Genomic DNA, 19,794 nt, shown 5'->3' with positions numbered 1-19,794 from the left:
CAGCATGACGTCGCCCATTGATCGGCCAACACTTGAAGGCGAGTTCAGCTCGGAGGAGTTGGTCACGCTGCCCGAGGAGATGCTTGAAGGTATCGAGCATGAAGCGAGTGTGGACTTCCTGCGAAACGTGGGACTCCCGGTCCGCGCCAACCCCTGGTTCGACCTGATTGACAGGTCCCGGCGGGAGCTCAAGAAGGTGGGCGCCTGCTATGAGGACATGGGGGATCGGTGGACCAACCTCCCGGAAAATGCGGCGAACTGGGTTCTGCTCGGCATGATTCCTTACGACGACATCGCCTTGGATGTCGCTACGGGCGTCGTCCAGTGCCTCCCCTCGGATGAAGACGAGGTGTATCCGCTCAACAAGGATCTGCACTCCTTCGCTCACTTCCTCTACCTGCTGGAGTTGGAGCGGCCGAATTATGACGAGGAACTGGAGCAAGAGCTCGACCCCGAAGGGGCGGAGCAGCGTCTCATTGCGCAGATGAGGCAGATCGATCCGGCGGCTCTCGATGTACCGCATTCGCGTTGGCACGATGTCCTCGAATGGGTTTCTGATCCCGACGCCAGGTAGTGCGGGAGACTGTGGTTTTGAGGCTGCGTGCAATCGATCTAGGAGTTATCCATGGCGGCCCTTGAGGGTGAGATGCGGCGCTTCGGTCAGGCGGTCGGCGACCCGCTGAGTACGCCGGGTAGTGTCCGCCGGCTGGAGCAGGTGGCTGTCCCCTGGCAGGTGGGCCCCTATTTCTCCACCACTGCCGACGCCCCTGTCGTGCTGGGTGCCTACGCGGAAGCCGTCGGCCGGGAGGTGGCCTCGGAAGAGCATCGACTGCTGGCCCGGCTCGGCACCGATCGCGGGACCGAGTTGTGCAGCGACTCTCAGGGTGTGGTGCGGGCTGTGCTCCTCGACTACGACGAGCCATCGCGGTATGTGAATGCCTCTCCGGAGGCCTTCGCGCAGTCCCTCCTCGTTCTGGATGAGGGACTGCGGGCGATCGTCGGCGCTGATCAGCCTCAGGTCGCCGCGCGGGCGTTCACGGACGCGGAGCAGCGCCTGCGCGACCTGGACTCCACAGCCTTCGCTGACCGCGAGAGTTGGTGGCCTCTCGTCCTGGACGATATTCGCGACACCGCCAGCAGCGAGTGGTACGCCGCCTTCGAGTACGTCGGCGCTGACGGGCAGAAGCAGATCGTCACCCGGGCCGGAGATATCGGTCTCCATCCGGAGGAGCGGCTGTGGTCCGCGCTGAGCGGGTCGGGCGTCGAGGCGGAGCAGGTCCTGAAGGTGCATACCGAGTTGGAGCCGTGCTTCATGCCCGGCCACTACTGCTCACTGTGGTTGGCGCAGACGTTCCCCGAAGCTGAGATGACACACAACTTCCCCTACGGCGAGACCGCGGAGTCCCGCGCCGAAGGCCTGCGCCTGCTCGCCGAAGCAGCAGCCCAGCCCCCTCAGCAGTAGACGCACAAGGACGGGATGGCCGCACAGTGACGACCACCAGTAGTACGCAGGCGCCCGACCTGGCGCAGTGGCCGCCGCTGGCCGCGGACCGTTCGGCTGCCGGCCAGGCCCTCATCGAGTGGGCCGCCACGACCGACGCCGACCGCCCGCGGTTGTGCCTGCTGCGGGGTGGCCGCGCGAGCGGCAAGAGCCACCTCCTCGCGTGGTTTCTCACCGGCGCGGCTTCCCACCCTGCCACCACGGCCCACGCCACCGTCCCTACCCAGGGGCTGATCACAGATGCGGTCGCTTGGGAGATGGGACGCCAACTCGGCTACGGCCCCGTCCCACCGCACCGCCTCCTGGATCGCGTGGCTGCCGATCAACGACCGCTGCTGCTCCTGCTGCCAGACCTGCACCTCGCCGGCCGCGGTCCCTCCGACCAGCCGGCCGGCAATCCACAGACCATCGTCGACGACTTCGTCCTGCCTCTCCTACAACTGCCCCATGTCCGCGCCGTTGTAGAGACTGGAGAGACCGACCTCCTCGCCGACCAGGAACACCAGGAAGTCGACCTCGGCGCACTGCCGTTCCCCGGCATCGAGCGCCCCGACGACACACCGCTCAACTTCGCGGCCCTGCGTACCGTCATTCCGGCAACAGTCGACGGCAGGCCCATCTGGTCGCAGGCGCCCCGCCCGTCCCGGGAACACATACTCGATGCCGCTGTCGAAACGGGAGACAGCAGGGCCGTTTCCTCACTGCTCGCGGATCCGGGGTTCCTGCTCCACGGCTCAGCCGCCGCCATCACCGCTGCTCTTCGCAGTCCCGCCACCGCAGCACCGGCCGGTCTACGTCCGATCTGGGAAAGGGCTGCTCCGCAGCTCTCCTCCGTCGAGCACGGCATCTCCGAACGGGCAGCCCTGCTACACGCCGCCTCCCTCGGGGTCAGCCCCAGCCTGAGCAAGTACCTGCGTCCCCTCGCAGAGCAGCACCACTGGAGCGCCACCTGGGCACAGCACGGCCAGCCCACCGCGGCGCAGGCCCAACTCCCACAAGGCGGCGGCCTACTGGTCTCTGACCTCCTTGGTCGGCTGCACCAGCATGACCCGGCCACGGGGCACCGGACGGGAATGCTCCCGGCACCGGCTGCCCTGCGTCCCTCCGGCATCGCGGCATCCAGCGCCGACGCACTGCTGATTCTCGACGAGACCGGTCCGCTCCACGCCGTCACAGCTGACGAGGACGGCCTGGCCGCCACCGTGCTCGGGCACATCGCCTCCCACCACGGACATGTGTCGCTCACGACGGCCTCCCACCAGCCCACAGCCATCGGCAGCTGTCCCCACACCTCGTTGGTGGTCATTGGAGACGCTCACGGATCTGTGCACCTGTGGTCCCTTTGCGAGTACCGTCCGATGCCCCGGTCCTATCGCCTGCACACCCAGCCCGTCACGGCCGTGGCCTGCCTGCAGGTCCCCCAAGAAGACCTGACCTTCGTCATCAGCGCCGCGCTCGACGGCTCCATTCGGCTCTGGGAGGCCTCCCAGGCACCGATGGAAACCCCGCTCGATCAACGGCCGGCACTCGTCACGGCCCTCGCAGCCGCCACCACGTCTGCCGGCCCCGTCCTCGCCGCCGCATGGAACGATCAGGAGATCCACCTGTGGCACCTCCTGAGTGGAACAGTCCGCGTACTGCCGCTCCTCTACCGCTGTAACTCCCTCACGCTCACGTCCACAGGACAACTGACCGCCGGTGGCCCGGATGGCTTCCACGCGCTACGACTCGACCTCGACCAACTCTGGGCCTAAACGGGCGTTGCAGAAGTCTCTGCGGCGGCATGGGTGAGTGATTGCCGACCTGCCATTTCACCCTGCCATGGCGAGGTTGTGCATGGTGGCGACTGCTTGGGCGGCGTGGTGGAGGCCAGCTCCGTTCTGTCGGCAGCCGCGGAGGATCTTCCAGGGATGCGCGAGCACCAGCCGGCCGCGCGGCGCCGCCGCTCCGAGGAGACGGCGGGCACCGCGTCGGCCCTGGTGAGAGTCGCGGTTATCTGACGACCTTGCCCCAGCCCTGGGCGATGTCATCCTTGGCGTGGCCCAGCTGCGACTCGGTCGGGAACCTCGGCGTGCCGGAGACCTTCGGCAGCTTGGCGGCCGCGGTCTTGTCGAGCGTGCCGTCCTTCTCCATGGCGGCCATCAGGGCCGGGCGGGCGTAGCCCTTGAGCCAGAGGTTCTGGCCCTCGGCGCTGTACAGGTACTCCTGCCACACTCGGGCGGCTGCCGGGTGCGGGGCGTTCTTGTTGATGGCCTGCGAGTAGTACTGCGAGAACTTGCCGTCCTCTGGGACCGCGACCTGCCAGTCGAGTCCCTTGCTCTTGAGCTCGTCGGTGTACCTGGCGTTGAGGTAGTCCCAGTCGAGAACGATCGGCGTCTGGCCCTTCGTGATGGTGGCCGAGGTGGACTGGACGGGCGTGTAGTTGCCGTTCCTTTTGAGCTTGGCGAAGAAGTCGAGGCCGGGCTGGATGTAGTCGAAGGAGCCGCCGCTGGCGAGGGCGGCCGCGTAGACACTGCCGAAGGCCGAACCGGACTTGGTGGGGTTGCCGTTGAGCGCGACCTGCCCCTTGTACTCCGGCTTGAGCAGCTCCTTGAAGGTGGTCGGGCAGGTCTTCACGCGACGGGCGTCGCAGCCGATGGAGATATAGCCGCCGTAGCCGTTGTACCAGCGGCTCAGCGTGTCCTTCTGGCCGTCGGGGATGTCAATGAAATCGGCGACCATGTACTGCGCGAGCAGATCCTGCTGGGCGGCGCTGTACGCGAAGGAGCTGCCGAGATCGAGGACGTCGGGAGCCTGGTCCTGGTCCTTGCCCTTGCGGGAGGTGACGGCGTTGATCTCGTCCTGGCTGGCGCCGTCCGGGTTCTCCACCTTGACCTTGATGCCGTACTTCTTCTCGAAGCCGTCGATCAGTGCGCCGTAATTGGCCCAGTCGCGGGGGAGCGCGATGGCGTGCAGCGTGCCTTCCTCTTTGGCTGCCTTGACGAGCGCGTCCATGCCCCCGAAGTCCTCGGCCGATATCGCGGTGGCCGCGCTCTCTCCGTCGGCGTTGGTCGCCGCGTCGGGGCCCGCGCCACAGGCGCTGAGGATGAATGTGGCGGCGACGAGGGCGCCGGTAAGGACGGCGGATCTCGGCAGGATCTGGGTCACGGTCTCTCCAGAGGGGTACACAAGGGGGCACAGTGGACAGACGGGGATTCGCGCGGGAGGTTGAGAACTTGTGCGAATACTCGCCTGAACAAGCTGGCCATAGTAGGCACGCTGTCGATGTCTGGTCCGTAACATCTTCGAAACTCTTGACTACCATTCCTGCACATCTGTGGCGCGTGGGGATGTGTCGCGGCGTCTTATCTGTGCTGGTCGCAGTGCGTGCGTGACACGCCACGTTGCGTGAGGTGGGGGCCGGCGCATCACAAGGCGTGGGAGCGAACCGACCTACTTGCGGCAGGCCGTTTGCGCGTGGGAGGCCCTGACGCCTATGCGCTCCATATAAGTGATGCAGAGGCCCTGCGAGACCACGTTCACGCTATCCGCAAATCCGCAACCATAAATTATCTTTGGGCCCACCCTGTAGTCTTTCGAGGAAAGGTAGGCTATGCATCTGTCTTTCGAGCTTCCAGCGGTCGACGACTTCGCAGTGGCATTTGCCGGGGTCGTGGTCGCCATGAATGGCATGACGATTGCGGCTGCTGCCACGCACGCGCCTGTCAATGCACGCCTCACTGTTATGGAATTCATGGGGTGTCCGTTCCGGATTCGCCGAACAGACGAATCCGTGAGAAGGGAAACGGCAAATGGCCGAACTGTCGCCCCTTCAGGATGCCGGGATGCGGGCGGCGAGTCGTTAGCGCTGAGTGCACAACTGTGTTGGCAATGAGTTCACTCGTGGCTGTGGAGGGCCTGGTGCCGGCGGTCCTTGGGCGTGGTGCCGTAGGCGGCGCGGTAGGCGCGGCTGAAGTCGGCTGCGCGGGGGAAGCCCCAGTGCGTGGCGATGGCGTGGATGGGGGTGGCGTGGAGTGCTGGGTCGGTGAGGTCGCGGTGGGCCGCCTCCAGGCGTAGGTGGCGGATCCACGCGGCCACTGTGGCGTCCTGGTCCCGGAAGAGGCGGTGCAGATAGCTGAGGGAGATGTGGTGCGCTGCGGCGATGGTGGCCGGGGTGAGGTGGGGGTCGTGGAGGTGCTCGCGGATGAAGGCCTGGATGCGCAGGGTGAGGGTCCGTCGGTGGGTCTCCGGAGGGAGGCAGCGGCCGGCCTCGAGCAGGTGGGCGAAGAGCGCGGCGGTCAGGTCGGTCAGAGCCGTGCCGAGGCGGGGGCCGTCGGTGGGCTGGTATGGGGTGGTGTCCTGGGTGAGTTGAGTGAGGAACTGCGCCAGGAGAGCGCCCATCCCCTCCCGGGCGGACACCGGCGCCCCGACTATCCGGCGGGCCACGTCGCGGGGGAGCGGTAGCAGGGCCTTGGGAATCTCCAGGGCCACCGAGGTGACCGGGGCGCCGGTGCTGTGGACCTCGTCCGGCAGCGAGGACGAGTTGATGAACAGGTCGTACGGCTCGAAGTCGGTTTCCCGGTGCCTCCACGTTCCCGTCACTCTCCCGCGTAAGAGGAGGGCAAGGTGGTACGTCTCGGGGTCGGACTGCCGGATCAGCTTCGGCGTGCGCCGGAAGACCAGCGGCTGGAACGTGGCGGACCACACGGTGACGGCACCGAGGCCCAGCACGCGCTGGGAGGCCCGAAAGTCGTCGGAGTAGTCGCTGCGCAGCTCCATGGGAGCGTGGGTACGGCCCAACAGCTCGTTCCAGTAACCGAACCGGTCCGCCGCGGGCGCATCCTCGCTCCGGAACACCGTTTCGTCCAACATCCTCGTTCCCCCGTTTCTGACGCCGCTGGTCAAAGGGCTCCCACCAGGTGGTACACGGTGTGCTGGACGTTGCGGTTCCCTGCCGCACGTGATGGCGGAAAGGAGTGTGTCACCGGAGGGTTGTGGACGTACCAGGGCGGGTCCGCCCTAGGGGGTGTCTCTCCGATGGGTCATGGCCGGGCTCCGTCGCGGGCCCTCAGGTCCGCCGCGACCTCCACGAGCGAGGCGGTGAAGGCGTGCCGTGGTGCGGTGAGTACCTGCCGCGTCGGGCCCTGTTCGACGAGTTCGCCGGCGTCCAGTACGGCGATCCGGGCGGCCGCCGCAGCGGTGGCGAGGTCGTGGGTGATCAGCACCAGGGACAGCTCCGGCCGGTCGCGCAGCAGAGCGGTGAGCGTGCCGAGCAGACCGCGCCGGGTGACGGCGTCGAGCCCGGAGGTGATCTCGTCGCAGAGGAGCACCCGCGGCCGGGCCAGCAACGCGCGGGCGAGCGCGGCGCGCTGCAACTCGCCGCCGGACAGCCGCCCGGGCGCGCGGCGCACCAGCTCCTCGGTCAGGCCGAGCGTGGCCAGCGTACGCAGCGCCTCCGCCGCGGCCTCACCGGGATCCGCCCCGCGCAGCCGCACCGCCGTGCGCGCCACCTGGTCCAGCACCGGCCGGTGCTCGTCGAACGCGGCCCGGGCATCCTGGAAGACGTACTGGACCGCGCAGAGCTGCGCACGGGTCCGCGCCCGCAGGCTGCGCGGGAGCACCGTGCCGTCGAGCCGGACCTCGCCGCGGAAGTCGCGGTGCAGCCCGGCCAGGCAGCGGGCCAGCGTGGTCTTCCCGCTGCCGGAGCGGCCGACGACGGCCAGGAACTCGCCCGCGCGGAGGGTGAGTTGGGGAAGCCGCAGCACCTCGGTGGCGGTGCGGGAGCCGGCACGGTGCCGGGCCGCAAGACCCCGCACCTCCAGCACCGCACGGCCCGCGCCCGCCGGCGGGCTCTGGCCCACCCCGGTCTCCGCGGCGAGGAGTTCAGCGGTCCACCGATGCCGCGGGGCCCGCCACAACCGCTCGGCAGGACCCGCCTCCACCACGCGGCCACCGCGCATCACGAGCACCTCATCGGCCAGAGCCCGCACGACATCCAGGTCGTGGCTCAGCAGCAGCACCCCGATGCCCTGCCGGGCCAGTGCCGCCAGCTCGCCGACGACGCGCCGCTTGGTCACCGCGTCCTGACCCGTCGTCGGCTCGTCCGCGACCACCACCCCGGCCCCGGCCAGCAGCGCCTGCGCCAGGACCACCCGCTGCTGCTGGCCCCCCGACAGCTGGTGCGGGTAGCGGCCGAGCAGCGCCTCGCCCTCCGGGAGCTGCGCCAGGGCCAGCGCCCGGCGGATCCGCTCACCGGCCGCCGCCCGCCGCCCGGCACGGGGCAGGGCCCGTACCTGGCCGCGGGCGATGTCGGACAGCAGCGCGCCGACCCGCCGGGCGGGGTTGAGGACCGCGCCGGGGTGCTGGGGCACATAGCCGACCAGGGCGTCGGCCACCCGCACCTCGCCGGTCACCCGGGCGCCCGCCGGGTATTCCCCCAGCAGGGCCAGACCGGTCGTCGTCTTGCCGCTGCCGGACGCGCCGACCAGCGCGGTGACCTTCCCGGCCCGGACCCGCAGCCCGACCCCGTCGACGATCGGCCGCCCGTCGACCTCGACGCGCAGATCCCTGATCTCGGCGATCACGCTCATGCCCGCCTCCTCCTTCCCGCTCCGGCGGCGTTCTTCTCCAGTACGGCGTCGAAGAGCAGATTGCTCCCCACCGTCAGCGCGACGATCAGCAGCGCCGGCACCACCACGGCCCAGGGCTGGACGAACAGCCCCGTCCGGTTGCGGTCCACCATCACCGCCCAGTCGGCCGCGTCCGGCGCCACACCGACGCCGAGGAACGCCGCCGTGGCGACCAGATACAGCACCCCCGTCAGCCGTACGCCGGCATCCGCGACCAGGGTGCGCGCCACCGAACGGCCGACGTACCCCACGGCCGTCCGCCACCAGGACTCGCCCTGCATGCGCAGCGCCTCCACCGCGGGGCGGGAGGCCGCCTCGGCGGCCGTGGCACGCACCATCCGCGCCACGTCGGGGATGTTGACCCCGGCCACCAGCAACGACAGCCCCACCGCCCCCGGCGAGGCGACCGCGGCCACCAGCAGGATCAGCAGCAGCGACGGCACCGCGACCAGCACGTCCCAGGGCCGCATCAGCAGCTCCTCCAGCCACGCCCGGTGGGTGAGCGCGCCCGCGAGGCCGACCGGCAGCGCCACCAGATAGGCCAGCGCCGTCGCGGCCAGCGCGACGAGGATCACCGACCGCCCGCCGAGCAGCACCTGCCGCCACACGTCCCGTCCGACGAAGTCCGTGCCCAGCCAGTGGCCGCCGCCGAGCGTGAAGGACGGCGCCCGGGGCCCCGGTTCGCCCGCGAGCAGCGGACCGAGCAGGGCGAGCACCAGCGGTACGGCGATGACGGCCAGGGCGAGCGCGAAGCGCCCCGGCCCGGCGCCGGCGAGTGTCCTCATGCCGCCACCCCCGCCCGCGGCGCGAAGCGGTGGGCGACCAGGTCGGCGCCCAGGTTGAGCACCACCGTCGCCACGCCGAAGACCACGGACAGGCCCTGCACCACGGGCAGGTCGCGCTCCGCGACGGCGTTCATCAGCACCGTTCCCAGTCCCGGAATCACCAACAGCGCCTCCACGACGACGACCCCGCACAGCAGCCAGTCGACGGTGCGGGCCAGCTGCTGGGCGGCGGGCGCGATCGCGTGGGGCAGGGCGTGCGCGTACCGGACGCGGGCGCCCGGGACGCCGTAGCGGCGGGCATGGACGGCGTACGGAGCGGCCAGCGCGTCGATCATGCCGGCGCGTACCAGGCGGGTCAGTGAGCACACCGGACGCGACAGCAGGACCAGGACGGGGAGCACCAGCGCCGCCGGATGGGCGAGCAGATCGGTGCCGTAACCGACGGCGGTCGGCGGCAGCCAGCCCAGGCGCAGCGCGAACACCGTGACCAGCAGCACGCCGAAGGCGAACTCCGGGACCGCGTACACGCCGAGCGTCACCGAACTGATCAGCCGGTCCGCGAGCCGCCCCTCGTGCCGGGCGGCCAGCACCCCGAGGCCGACGCCGGCCGGCACCAGCAGCGCGACGGTGAGCACGGCCAGCAGCACGGTCGGCCCGAAGCCGTCCGCGAGATACCCGCTGACCGGCCGGCCCGACGTCAGGGACGTGCCGAGGTCGCCGTGGAGCAGGCCGGCCGCCCACTCCGCGAGGCGTTCGTGCGCCGGCCGGTCCAGGTGCAGCGCCGCGCGCAGGGCCGCGATCCGCTCCGGGTCGGGCTGGTCGCCGGCGAGCGCCACCGCCGCGTCGCCCGGCAGCGCCTCGGTGAGCGCGAAGACGAGCAGCACCACGGCCGCCGTCTGCGCCGCACCGGCCAGCAACCGTCGGGCGAACCAGGACCGTAGCCCGCTCATGGTTCTCCCCTGCCTTCGGCCAGAGGGACCCTCACGCTTCGCCCGCTCACGCCAGCCAGACCTTGTCGAAGCGCGCCCAGTCAAGGGAGTTGGCGGGCGCCTCGCGCTCGATGCCCCGTACGTTGCGGGCGGTGCCCAGGATCCAGTCGGCGAAGCCCCAGACCAGGAAGCCGCCCTCGGCGTACAGCCGTCGCTGCATGCGCGCGTAGACGGCGGCACGGTCCTTGCTGTCCCTGGTGGACTGCGCCTGTTGGTACAGGGCGTCGAAGTCCTTGTGCCGCCAGTGCGTGGCGTTGGTGGAGGAGTCGGTGAGCAGGCGCTGCGAGATATGGGACTCGATGGGCATGGCGCCGGAGCGGTAGCAGCACAGCGTCCCGGAGTCCAGGATGTCCGTCCAGTAGCTGTCCTTGCTGCCGGTCCTGACCTCGATGCGCACTCCGGCCCTGGCCGCCTGGTCCCGGAAGATCGCCGCGGCCTCGGTGAATCCGGAGGCGACGGGCGAGGTGTCGAGGGCGACCCTCAGCTTCTCGGCACCGGCCTGCTTCAGCAGGTGCCGCGCCCGGTCGAGGTCCGGGGTGCGCTGCGGCAGCTGGCCGGCGTAGTACTGGTACCCCTTGCCGAACAGATCGTTGCCGACCTCGCCGGCACCGGACAGCGCGCCGTCGACCAGCTCCTTGCGGTCGGCCATCAGGAAGAACGCCTCGCGGACCCGCCGGTCGTCGAACGGCGGCCGGTCGGTCTTCATCGCGAACGCCTGCATGGCGCTGTTGCGCAGCCGGACGATGGTGATCTGCCCCTGGTCCTCATGGGCGCGGGCGGTGGCGGGGTTCAGCTCGTGGGCGTACTCGACCTGGCCGCCCAGCAGGGCGTTGGTACGCGCCGACTCCTCGTTGGCGACGACGAACTCCAGCTCGTCGAGGTAGGGGGCGCCGCCCCAGTAGGCGTCGTTGCGCCGGAAGACGGCGGACGTGCCGGGCGTGAACGACACGAAGCGGAACGGACCGCTGCCGACCGGTTCACGGTCGAAGTCCCGGGCACCCTCGGGGACGATGTACGCGCCGAACGCGGCGAGCACATTGGGGAATTCGGCGGTCGGTCGCTTGAGGACGAACTCGACGGTCCGCGCGTCCACCGCCCGGCTGGCCTTGAGATCGATCGGCTCCAGCGACGCCTTGGCCCGGAACGCCCGCTTGGGGTCGGCGATACGGCGGTAGCTGTACAGCACGTCCCGGGCCGTCACCGGCCTGCCGTCGTGGAACGCGGCCCTGCGCAGCGTGACGCGCCACCGGTCCAGGGCCGCGTTCGGCTGCCACGCCGCGGCGAGCCGGGGCCGGGCGGCGAGATCGGGGCCGTAGTCGGCGAGCTTGTCGTAGAGCGCCTTGGCGCGGGCGGCGTCGGCGAAGAGGTTGGCGAGGTGCGGGTCGAGGGTCTCGCTCGCACCGCCGCCCGCGAAGGCGGCGCGCAGCCGTCCGCCGCGCCGGGGCCTGCCGCCCCCGGAGGTGTCACTAGTCGAGAGCGGGGAGCCGGAGCAGCCGGCGAGCGCGAGCGCACCGAGCCCGGCCGCCCCGCCGGCGGCGGCGAGGAAACCCCGGCGGCGCAGCCCGGGCAGGCGGGGGTCGTTGACGGGGACGTGGTGGTCCATGGCGGTGTCCTTCGAGAGCGGGCGGCGGCAGAGCGGGCGAGGGGGCAAGCGGGGAGCGGGACAGTGGTGTGACGGTCCGGCGGCGGAGGTCCGGCACTCCGGTGGGAGCGGTGTCCGGCGCGGGCCCGACGGGTGCGTTCAGGTCTCCCGCGTGAGCCGGGCGACGAGATGGAGCCGGTCGGCGTCGGCCGTGGTGGCGGGTGGATCCCCCGCGCGCCAGGCAGGATCCGTGCGCGGGCCGGGCCGGTCGTACAGGGCGAGCACCTCGAAGCCGTGGGCCCCGAGGAGATGGCGCAGCTCCTGTGGGAACAGCAGCCGCCATGCGGAGTGCTGCTCGACCGGCGGCGAGCCGTCGTCGGCGGTCCACACCCGGGTACGGCGCAGCAGTTGCGCGGCGCGGTCCACCCGCAGCGCCGTCGTCGACCGGTGGGTGACGCCCCGCCAGGTGAAGCTGCTGACGGACGGGCCGTCGAGCAGTTCGCTGCGGCCGAGGAAGAACGCCCCGTTGCGCATCTCCGCCAGCAGCAGCCCACCGGGCGCCAGGGCCCGGCGGCACGAGGCGAACAGGCCGTCGAGCTCCTCGTTGGTGTGGCAGTACAGCAGGGCGCTGTCCAGGCACACCACGGCGTCGAAGCGCCCTTCCCCCAGGTCGAAGTGGCGCAGATCGGCCCGGACGTACGCGGGCCCGGGGTGGTGGCGGCGGGCGTGGTCGAGCATCGCCGTGGACAGGTCGGCGCCGACGACCCTGCGGCCGGCGCCGTGCAGATGCGCGGCGTCGCGGCCGGTGCCGCAGCCGAGGTCGAGGACCCGCGGACCGGCGCCGTACCGGCGCAGGCAGTCCTCGGCCCAGCGGCCGGCCAGCCGTGTGTCGTCGGGGAAACGGGCCTCGTACAGGGCCGGGTGGTCGGTCAGCAGGTTCGGGTCCGTCATGGGTTCTCCTTACGCGCCCGTGCCGGGCCGCAGCCGTCTGCCTCGTAGCGCGCCGGCTCCGCCGTGCGCCGGCGTCGGACCGCCCTCATGCCGGCACCGGTTCGGCCGGCGTCCGGTCGGGCAGGGTCCGCAGGCGGTGCAGCCAGGCGACGGCCGCCGCGGAGAGGAGTCCGAAGGCGAGGCAGCACGCCCAGGGCAGCCACCGCGCGCCCGTGTGCTCACCGGTGTCCATCGCCCAGCCGACGACGGCGTTGCCGACGGCCGCGGCGACGCCCGAGACCACGTAGAACAGCCCGAAGCAGGTGCCGGTCAATTCCGGGCGGCCGAAGCCGGGGATCAGCTCCATCACGAACGGCTGGGCGATCATCACGCCCAGGTAGAGCAGCAGGGCACCGCCCAGCACCGGCAGCAGGCGCAGCGCCGCGCCGACCGGGTCGCCCTGTGCGGTCCCGGCCCCCGCCACCGCCATCGGCGGCAGGAAACCCAGACCCATCAGGGCGATTCCCCGGCTGATCCACCGGGCCCGGCTGCCCCGCTCCTTGAGGGCCCGGGTGAGGCGCAGCTGCAGCCCCAGGTTGGTGAGGGTGCCGACGAGGAAGACCACGCCCGCCGCGCCGTCCCAGCCGGTGGCCCGGCGCGCGCCGTCGGGCAGCAGCAGATACAGCTGGTTCTCCATCGTGAACATGCCGACCATGGCCAGCGCGAACGCCACGAAGCCCCGGTTGCCGGCCACTTCGCGCCAGTCCGCCACGACGCCGTTCCCGGACGGCGCGACCGTGCCTGCCGGAAGCACCAGGGCCTGGGCGACCGTGAGCACCGCGAAGAGCCCGGACGCGGTGAGCGCGGCGACCCGGAAGTCGACCAGCAGCAGCGCGCTGCCGAGCAGCGGCCCCACCAGCGCGCCGGCCGTCGCGAACACGTTGAACAGGGCGAACGCCTCCGCCTTCCGCTCGCCCGCCGCCAGCGCGAGGTACGCGCGCACGGCCGGGTTGAACAGCGCCCCGGCCAGCCCGCTGAGCACCGAGGCGGCCAGCAGCACCGCCAATCCGTCGCCGAGCGCGAAGAGTCCGAAGCCGACGGTGCGCAGCGCGCAGCCGGCGATGATGACCCCTCGCGCGCCCAGCCGGTCCGCGGCCGACCCGCCGATCAGGAACAGGCCCTGCTGGCTGAGGTTGCGTACGCCGAGCACGATGCCGACGACCGCGGCCGACAGCCCGAGGTCCTCGCCGAGGTGGACGGCGAGGTAGGGGATGAGCAGATAGAAGCCGGTGTTCACGCCGAACTGGTTGACCAGCAGAAGCCGTATCGCGACGGGGAAGCCGCGGATCTCGTGCCAGGTCCTCATGGCCGCGCTCCGCGGTCCGTACGCGGCCGCACGCCCAGGCCCGGGTGCCGGCTCGCCCGGACGGTGCCGTCGGTGCCGGCGATGCCGGTCCACGGGTCGTGGGCGAGCAGCAGATGCCCGTCGAGGTCGGTCCACCGGGCGCGGTCGGCGAGGTGGACGGCGGGGGCGATGCCGAGGGTGCTGGCGGTCAGGCAGCCGAGCATCAGCTCGGTGCCGGTCCCGGCGACCAGTTCGGCGATCCGCAGAGCCGCACCGACCCCGCCGCACTTGGCGAGCTTGACGTTGATGCCCTGCACCCGCCCGGCCAGGCGGCAGGCGTCCTCGTGGCCGACCGCGTCCTCGTCGGCGATGACCGGCAGCGGCGAGCGCGCGGCGAGCCTCGCCAGCGCCTCGGGGTCGCCGGGCGCGATCGGCTGTTCGACGGCCTCGACGCCCAGCGCCGCGAAGCGGTGCAGCAGGCGCTCCGCCTCGGCGGCGCGCCAACCGCCGTTGGGGTCGAGCAGCAGCCGCGCCCGGGGCGCGGCGGCCCGTACGGCCCGGACGCGGGCCAGGTCGTCGGCGGGGTCGGGGGAGCCCGCCTTGATCTTGAGGACCGAGAAGCCGTCCCGCACCAGGTCGGCGGCCCAGGCCGCGGCCCGTTCCGGCGAGGTGATGCCGAGGGTGCGGGCGGTCGCCGCGGACGGTGGGCCGGCGGCGCCGAGCAGGGTGTACAGCGGGGTGCCCGCGCGCTTGCCCACCAGGTCCAGCAGCGCGGACTCGACGGCGGCGGTCACGGCGGGCGGGGTGTCCGCCAGGCCGTTGCCGCGCAGCTCCTCCAGGGCGCTCTCCGGATCGGCGAAGCGGGCCAGCCACTGGGACCGGGCGTGTATCAGCCGGCCGAGCGTGTCGGCATCGAGGCCGTAGTACACGCTGGTGACGGCCTCCGCGTGGCCGTGCCGCCCGTCGTGCTCGACGGACAGCCAGACCGCCTCGCGGGCCGCCATGGTGGAGCGGGATATGCGCAGCGGCTCGGTGAGGGCGAGGCGTACGGTGCGCTGACTGACTTTCACGGGATCTCCTGGCTGTGGGGGGTTCGGCGGGCGAGCGGGTCGGCGACGGCGCGGCACCGGGCCCAGCCGGTGGCCTCCACGGCCTCCGGGTGCGGGATCTCGACCGGACGGGTGGCGGCCCCGGCGGGGTCGAGGCCGTGCGCGGCGAGGAAGTCGTCGTCGTAGACGCTGCCGAGGTAGCGATGCGGGCCGTCGGGGAAGACCCCGGCGACGACGGCTCCCGGATGGACCCGGGCGGCCCAGGCCGCGACCAGGGCGACCGCCCCGGTGCTCCAGCCGCCGCTGACGAAGTTGCCGCGGGCCAGGCGGCGGCAGGCGTCGGCGGCCTCGGCGGGGCCGACCCAGTGGACCTCGTCGAACGCCTCGTAGGCGACATTGCGCGGATGGATGCTGCTGCCCAGGCCGCGCATCAGCCGGGGCCTGGCGGGCTGGCCGAAGATGGTCGAGCCGGTGGCGTCGACGCCGATCAGCCGCAGCCGGGGCCAGTGCCGCCGCAGCGGGCGGACGATGCCGGCGCTGTGACCGCCCGTGCCGACGCTGCACACCAGCACGTCGAGGTGGTCCAGCGCGGTGGCCAGCTCGGCGGCGAGCGAGGCGTAACCGGCCACGTTGTCAGGGTTGTTGTACTGGTCGGGCCAGTACGCGCCGGGCAGCCGCGCCAGCGTCTCCCGCAGCCGCGCCAGCCGCGCGGCCTGCCAGCCGCCCTCGGCCGCCGGGCGGTCGACGATCTCCAGGCGGGCGCCGTGGGCGCGCAGCAGCCGGCGCATCGAGGGCTCCAGCTCCGCGTCGCCCACCAGCACGACCGGATGCCCCAGGGCCTGGCCGGCGAAGGCCAGCCCGATGCCCAGGGTTCCGGAGGTGGACTCCACCACCGGTGCGCCCGGCCGCAGTTCGCCGCGCTCCTTGGCGCCGAGCAGCATGGAGACCGCCGCCCGCGCCTTCATACCGCCGACGCCGAGCCCTTCGAGCTTGCCCCAGAAGCCGGGCTGCGGGCAGGGCAGATCGGCGGTGATGCGGGCGAGCGGGGTCCGGCCGAGCAGGGCCAGGAGCGAGGCGTTGCCGGCGGGGCTGAGGACTGCTGTGGTCACCGGGCGTCCTCGGGGTGCTCGGGGCCGCCGTAGCGGTGGATGACGCCCGGACCGCCGTCGAGCCAGAAGAACGGGTACGGCTCGGCGCACACCGCGCTCACCCCGGCGCCGATGAGGCGCGGCAGCACCGCGCTGCCGGTCTGGGCGAACATCACCAGCGGCTTGCCGTGCTGCCGCGCGTGCCGGCGCAGCGGCTCGAAGCTGCCGTTGCCGAGCGTCATCCCCGAGGCCAGGACGGCGTCGCAGCGCGCCAGTTCCGCGGCCGCGTCGGTGCGCACCGGCTCGCCCCACTCCGTGGTACCGCCCTTGAGGTCGCAGGGTATGTACGCCACGCCCCGCGCCCGCAGCGCCTCCAGCAGCGAGTTCACTACCCCGACGACGAGCACGGTGCCTCCCGGCGGGACGTCGAGCAGTCCGGTGACGGCTCTGGCCCTGGCCCGGGACTTCGCCAGCGAACTCCCGGCGGGCAGCGGCCAGGGCCGTGCGCCGGCCGCGGGAGTGTGCGGCAGGACGTGCGCCAGGTAGGCGTCCAGCGCGGCCACCCGTACCGGCACCAGTTCATGCGTCAGCAGCCGGGCGACGTCGGCACCGACGCAGTCGTCCACCGCGCCGTCGGGCAGGGCGCCGGGCTCGACCGCGCACGAGCCGACCGCCGCGGCCAGGCGCAGGCTCAGCACCTCGTTGCGGTAGCCGCCGCTGCGCCCGTCGTGCCGTACGGACTGGCGCGTGGCGAAGGCCACGGCGATGCGGGTGGTGCGCGGGTCGGGGCCGAAGCCACCGGCGAGCACCCGCTCGACGAGTTCGTCGTACGAGGCCGTGGTGCGGTGGGGGGCGGTGCGGGCGCTCATCGGGCGGCCACCTTCGGACGCAGCGCCGAGAGCAGGGCCTCGACCCGCTCGCGGGCTCCGGACCCCTCGGCGTCGCCGGCCATGACGTGGCCCAGGTACTCGTTGTTGCTGCCCGCGGCCCTGACCACCGTGCCGGGTTCGGAGAGCTGGAGCTCCAGCAGGCCGTCGGCCCCGCGCACCTTCTCGGCTCCGCCGACGGACTCCAGCACGCCCGCGGCGTCCGGCACCAGGAACCCGATGGCGGCGCTGCACAGCCCGGTTGCCCGCGGGCGCAGGTCCGGCTCGCGGCCGAGGGCCACGTCGACCCCGGCGGCGGCCAGATCGATGCCCGCCACATGGCGGACGAGTTCGGTGATGCGGTTGCCGGCGGGGCGCGGATTGACCTCGACGACCCGGGGGCCGTCGGCGGTCAGCTTGATCTCGGTGTGCGCCACCACCGCGTCCAGGCCGAGGGCGGCCAGCGCCCGGCGGGCGGTCTGGGCGGCGGCCTCGGCGTCGGCGGGGGAGAGCGCCGCGGGGTACATGTGTCCCGTCTCGATGAAGGCCGGTGCACCGCCGACGCTCTTGTCGGTCACCCCGACCACCTGCGTGGTCCCGTCGAACGACACGGTCTCCACGCTGACTTCGGGCCCCTGGAGCAGCTCTTCGAGCAGCACCACCGGTGCGCGCCGCTGGCCGCGCGCGTTGACGGGGAAGTCGGCGAGCGCCTGGTAGGCGCGGGCCAGCCCGGCCTCGTCGTCGACGCGGCGGACGTACATCCCGGCGCACAGGTCCACCGGCTTCAGTACGAGCGGATAGCCGATCTCCCGAGCCGCGTCGGCGGCCTCGGAGCGGTCCGCGCAGACGGCGAAGCGCGGCCCGGGCAGTCCGGCCTCGGCCAGCACCCGGCGGGTGGCGTCCTTGCGGCAGGCGCTGTCGACCGCGGCGGGGGCGGGGCCCGCCAGGCCCAGCCGGGCGGCGATCCGCGCGGCCGTCGGGAGGTAGTAGTCGCAGGACGTGATCACCCCGTCGAAGCCCAGCGCGCCGTGCAGGTGCTCGACGAGGGGCAGCAGGGTGGTGAGGTCGTTGGTGTCGGCGGTCAGCGTGTTGCGCGCCGACAGCAGCGGATGCGCGGCGCCCTCGGGCGCGGTGCGCAGGTAGTGGTGCAGGTCACGGGTGAGGAAGGTGAACTCGTGCCCGCCCTCGCGGATCGCTCGTGGCAGCAGCCTGCTCATCGATCCGACCCAGCTCTCGACCATCAGCAGATGGGCCACGGTTTCCCTTTCACGGAAGGCGAGTTGGACGCAGGGCCGGCCCGGCTCCGTGCAGGGGCGGGCCGCCTTGACGAGCCCCCACCTTAACGATAATCGTTTTCATTGTCATCTGAGGCCCCGTTGCCCACTCCCCGACCCCGTGAAGAGGACCCGTGACTCCCGCCGTACGCCGCCGACGTGCCCGGCGCGCCCTGGTGGCCGCCGCCACCGCCACCGCCCTGGTCCCGGCCGCCCCCGTCCACGCCACCACCCCGAAGCCCCCGCTCCGCTTCGGCGCCTGCCCCCGGTCCGTACCGGCCCCGGCCGCGCCCGACCGCGTCGAATGCGGCTGGCTGAGCGTCCCGCTCGACTGGGCGCACCCGGACGGCAGGCAGATCCGCATAGCCGTCTCCCGCGTACGCGCCTCCGGTCCACCCGCCCGGCGTCGCGGTGTCCTGCTGGTGAACCCGGGCGGGCCCGGCGGCCCGGGCGTGCCCTACGCCGTCACCAAACGCGCCAAGCTGCCCGAGAGCGTGCGCCGCGCTTACGACGTGATCGGGTTCGACCCGCGCGGCACCGGGCGGAGCGCGCCCGTCGACTGCGGCCCGATGGGCGGCCTCTTCGCCGCCCCCGGCCCCGACCCGCTGCCGGTCGGGCGCCCGGCGGAGGGGGCGTACCTCGACTCGCTCCGGCGGCTGGCCGGCGACTGCGCCGACGGCGCCGGCGACGCCCTGGCCCACCTGTCCACCACCGAGACCGCCCGCGACATGGACGCCCTGCGCGCCGCGCTCGGCGAGCGGCGGATCGGCTTCCTCGGTGTGTCCTACGGCAGTTACCTCGGCGCCGCCTACGCCGCACAGTTCCCCCGGCACGTCGGCCGGATGGTGCTGGACAGCGTCGTCGGCCCCTGGGGGTGGTACGACTTCGACCTGCGGCAGAGCCGGGCGCTGCTGCGCCAGCGCGAGGTGTTCTTCGCCTGGGCCGCCCGGCACGAGGCGCGCTTCGCTCTCGGCGGCAGCGCCGGCCGGGTCCGCGCCGCCTACCTGAGGGCGCGCCGGGCGCTCGCGGCGCACCCCGCGGACGGCTTCGGCCCCGCCGCGTTCGACCGCGCCGTCTACCGGGCCCTCGGCCGCACCGAACGCTGGGCGGACCTCGCGGCCGGCATCCACGCGTACCTGCGGCACGGCGACACCGCACTCCTGCGCCCCGACGACCCCTTCGACGGGGCCGCGTCACGCACCTTCCAGTCCGCGAACCGCGTGGTGAAGTGCGCGGACGGGCGCGGTCCCACGCCCGGCAGGGTCACGGCCGACCTGCGGCGCCTGCGGCGGTACGACCCCCAGCCGCTCGTCACGGGAATGGAGGCCTCGGCCTGCGCCTACTGGCGCCACGAGCCCGCCCACCGCACCCGCCTGGGCAGTCCGGCGGCGCCCCCGGTCCTGCTGATCGTCTCGGCGCACGACCCCGTCACCCCCATCGAGGGAGCCCGGCAGCTCCGCCGCCACCTGCCCGGCTCGCGCCTGATCACCCTTCACCACGACTACTCCCACGGCGTGTTCGCGAGCCGGGGCAACGCCTGCGTGGACGCTGCCGCCGCCGCGTACCTGGTCGACGGGACCGTCCCCGCGGCGGATGTGCACTGCACCGGCCCGGGGCTGCCGACGCCGTGAGGCCCTGGGGCGGAGGTGCTACGTGGCTCCTAGGGGGCGGGCGAACAGATCCCGTAGGGGAAGCGAGCGCCCCCTGCGGGGCCACAACGTGGCGGGGGCGGGGGGTATTCCGGGGGGCGGGGTCACGGGGGTCGAGGGGCCACGGG

General features: G+C 72.6%; 16 protein-coding genes and 1 pseudogene. 4 read left to right on the top strand and 13 right to left on the bottom strand.

Annotated elements, in window-relative coordinates:
* Nucleotides 1-4: 4 nt before the first annotated feature.
* Genes ACZ5XZ_RS16535 through ACZ5XZ_RS16525 form a run of 3 tightly spaced genes read left to right on the top strand, consistent with a single transcriptional unit; the run spans nucleotide 5 to nucleotide 3,255 of the window.
* The gene (locus tag ACZ5XZ_RS16535) at nucleotides 5-574 is read left to right on the top strand and encodes an SUKH-4 family immunity protein (RefSeq protein ID WP_468978401.1); all 570 of its coding nucleotides are present in this window, start codon (nucleotides 5-7) and stop codon (nucleotides 572-574) included.
* 51 nt (nucleotides 575-625) lie between these two features.
* On the top strand, nucleotides 626-1,462 hold the full coding sequence (locus tag ACZ5XZ_RS16530) for a nucleic acid/nucleotide deaminase domain-containing protein (RefSeq protein WP_468978398.1): 837 nt from the start codon (nucleotides 626-628) through the stop codon (nucleotides 1,460-1,462).
* Between the two features lie 26 nt (nucleotides 1,463-1,488).
* A complete protein-coding gene (locus tag ACZ5XZ_RS16525; protein ID WP_468978397.1) occupies nucleotides 1,489-3,255 on the top strand; it encodes a WD40 repeat domain-containing protein in 1,767 nt (588 codons plus the stop codon).
* A gap of 57 nt (nucleotides 3,256-3,312) precedes the next feature.
* Here ACZ5XZ_RS16525 and ACZ5XZ_RS16520 read toward each other — a convergent pair.
* The 13 genes and pseudogenes from ACZ5XZ_RS16520 to ACZ5XZ_RS16460 all read right to left on the bottom strand — a co-directional run.
* A pseudogene (locus ACZ5XZ_RS16520) lies at nucleotides 3,313-3,408 on the bottom strand (IS5/IS1182 family transposase); the annotation flags it as partial.
* A gap of 85 nt (nucleotides 3,409-3,493) precedes the next feature.
* Nucleotides 3,494-4,648 (bottom strand): ABC transporter substrate-binding protein, encoded by a 1,155-nt coding sequence (locus tag ACZ5XZ_RS16515; protein ID WP_468978395.1) that lies wholly within the window; start codon nucleotides 4,646-4,648, stop codon nucleotides 3,494-3,496.
* A gap of 729 nt (nucleotides 4,649-5,377) precedes the next feature.
* Complete coding sequence (locus ACZ5XZ_RS16510; RefSeq protein ID WP_468978393.1) at nucleotides 5,378-6,352, bottom strand: AraC-like ligand-binding domain-containing protein; 975 nt, start codon at nucleotides 6,350-6,352, stop codon at nucleotides 5,378-5,380.
* A gap of 170 nt (nucleotides 6,353-6,522) precedes the next feature.
* Nucleotides 6,523-8,070: an ABC transporter ATP-binding protein gene (locus ACZ5XZ_RS16505; RefSeq protein ID WP_468978390.1), complete on the bottom strand. Its 1,548-nt coding sequence runs from the start codon at nucleotides 8,068-8,070 to the stop codon at nucleotides 6,523-6,525.
* The gene (locus ACZ5XZ_RS16500; RefSeq protein ID WP_468978389.1) at nucleotides 8,067-8,894 is read right to left on the bottom strand and encodes an ABC transporter permease; all 828 of its coding nucleotides are present in this window, start codon (nucleotides 8,892-8,894) and stop codon (nucleotides 8,067-8,069) included. Before ACZ5XZ_RS16500 ends, ACZ5XZ_RS16505 begins: the two co-directional genes overlap by 4 nt.
* Nucleotides 8,891-9,844, bottom strand: a complete 954-nt coding sequence (locus ACZ5XZ_RS16495; protein ID WP_468978388.1) for an ABC transporter permease — start codon at nucleotides 9,842-9,844, stop codon at nucleotides 8,891-8,893. The genes ACZ5XZ_RS16500 and ACZ5XZ_RS16495 overlap by 4 nt, the downstream gene beginning before the upstream one ends.
* A gap of 46 nt (nucleotides 9,845-9,890) precedes the next feature.
* Nucleotides 9,891-11,486, bottom strand: a complete 1,596-nt coding sequence (locus ACZ5XZ_RS16490; RefSeq protein ID WP_468978386.1) for an ABC transporter substrate-binding protein — start codon at nucleotides 11,484-11,486, stop codon at nucleotides 9,891-9,893.
* A gap of 138 nt (nucleotides 11,487-11,624) precedes the next feature.
* Nucleotides 11,625-12,416, bottom strand: a complete 792-nt coding sequence (locus ACZ5XZ_RS16485; protein ID WP_468978385.1) for a class I SAM-dependent DNA methyltransferase — start codon at nucleotides 12,414-12,416, stop codon at nucleotides 11,625-11,627.
* An 85-nt stretch (nucleotides 12,417-12,501) separates the two neighbouring features.
* Nucleotides 12,502-13,761, bottom strand: a complete 1,260-nt coding sequence (locus ACZ5XZ_RS16480) for an MFS transporter (protein WP_468978383.1) — start codon at nucleotides 13,759-13,761, stop codon at nucleotides 12,502-12,504.
* Nucleotides 13,758-14,810 (bottom strand): enolase C-terminal domain-like protein, encoded by a 1,053-nt coding sequence (locus ACZ5XZ_RS16475; protein WP_468978382.1) that lies wholly within the window; start codon nucleotides 14,808-14,810, stop codon nucleotides 13,758-13,760. The genes ACZ5XZ_RS16480 and ACZ5XZ_RS16475 overlap by 4 nt, the downstream gene beginning before the upstream one ends.
* Nucleotides 14,807-15,898, bottom strand: coding sequence for a PLP-dependent cysteine synthase family protein (locus ACZ5XZ_RS16470; RefSeq protein WP_468978381.1), 1,092 nt, complete (start codon nucleotides 15,896-15,898; stop codon nucleotides 14,807-14,809). Before ACZ5XZ_RS16470 ends, ACZ5XZ_RS16475 begins: the two co-directional genes overlap by 4 nt.
* The gene (locus ACZ5XZ_RS16465) at nucleotides 15,895-16,746 is read right to left on the bottom strand and encodes a Rossmann-like domain-containing protein (protein ID WP_468978379.1); all 852 of its coding nucleotides are present in this window, start codon (nucleotides 16,744-16,746) and stop codon (nucleotides 15,895-15,897) included. The genes ACZ5XZ_RS16470 and ACZ5XZ_RS16465 overlap by 4 nt, the downstream gene beginning before the upstream one ends.
* Nucleotides 16,743-17,999 (bottom strand): ATP-grasp domain-containing protein, encoded by a 1,257-nt coding sequence (locus ACZ5XZ_RS16460; protein ID WP_468978378.1) that lies wholly within the window; start codon nucleotides 17,997-17,999, stop codon nucleotides 16,743-16,745. The genes ACZ5XZ_RS16465 and ACZ5XZ_RS16460 overlap by 4 nt, the downstream gene beginning before the upstream one ends.
* A gap of 152 nt (nucleotides 18,000-18,151) precedes the next feature.
* Between ACZ5XZ_RS16460 and ACZ5XZ_RS16455 the strand changes: the two genes are divergently transcribed.
* On the top strand, nucleotides 18,152-19,648 hold the full coding sequence (locus tag ACZ5XZ_RS16455; RefSeq protein WP_468978376.1) for an alpha/beta fold hydrolase: 1,497 nt from the start codon (nucleotides 18,152-18,154) through the stop codon (nucleotides 19,646-19,648).
* Nucleotides 19,649-19,794: the final 146 nt, after the last annotated feature.

This window comes from Streptomyces sp. NPDC033270 (assembly GCF_055576575.1).
The sequence above is the reverse complement of the archived record's forward strand: the minus strand, read 5'-3'. Positions and strand labels throughout refer to the sequence as shown.

Bases quoted from the DNA above. Each gene is read 5' to 3' on its own strand.
- ACZ5XZ_RS16505 (WP_468978390.1), bottom strand. From the start codon at position 8,070: ATGAGCGTGATCGCCGAGATCAGGGATCTGCGCGTCGAGGTCGACGGG.
- ACZ5XZ_RS16535 (WP_468978401.1), top strand. From the start codon at position 5: ATGACGTCGCCCATTGATCGGCCAACACTTGAAGGCGAGTTCAGCTCG.
- ACZ5XZ_RS16465 (WP_468978379.1), bottom strand. From the start codon at position 16,746: ATGAGCGCCCGCACCGCCCCCCACCGCACCACGGCCTCGTACGACGAA.
- ACZ5XZ_RS16495 (WP_468978388.1), bottom strand. From the start codon at position 9,844: ATGAGCGGGCTACGGTCCTGGTTCGCCCGACGGTTGCTGGCCGGTGCG.
- ACZ5XZ_RS16480 (WP_468978383.1), bottom strand. From the start codon at position 13,761: ATGAGGACCTGGCACGAGATCCGCGGCTTCCCCGTCGCGATACGGCTT.
- ACZ5XZ_RS16485 (WP_468978385.1), bottom strand. From the start codon at position 12,416: ATGACGGACCCGAACCTGCTGACCGACCACCCGGCCCTGTACGAGGCC.
- ACZ5XZ_RS16510 (WP_468978393.1), bottom strand. From the start codon at position 6,352: ATGTTGGACGAAACGGTGTTCCGGAGCGAGGATGCGCCCGCGGCGGAC.
- ACZ5XZ_RS16530 (WP_468978398.1), top strand. From the start codon at position 626: ATGGCGGCCCTTGAGGGTGAGATGCGGCGCTTCGGTCAGGCGGTCGGC.
- ACZ5XZ_RS16500 (WP_468978389.1), bottom strand. From the start codon at position 8,894: ATGAGGACACTCGCCGGCGCCGGGCCGGGGCGCTTCGCGCTCGCCCTG.
- ACZ5XZ_RS16490 (WP_468978386.1), bottom strand. From the start codon at position 11,486: ATGGACCACCACGTCCCCGTCAACGACCCCCGCCTGCCCGGGCTGCGC.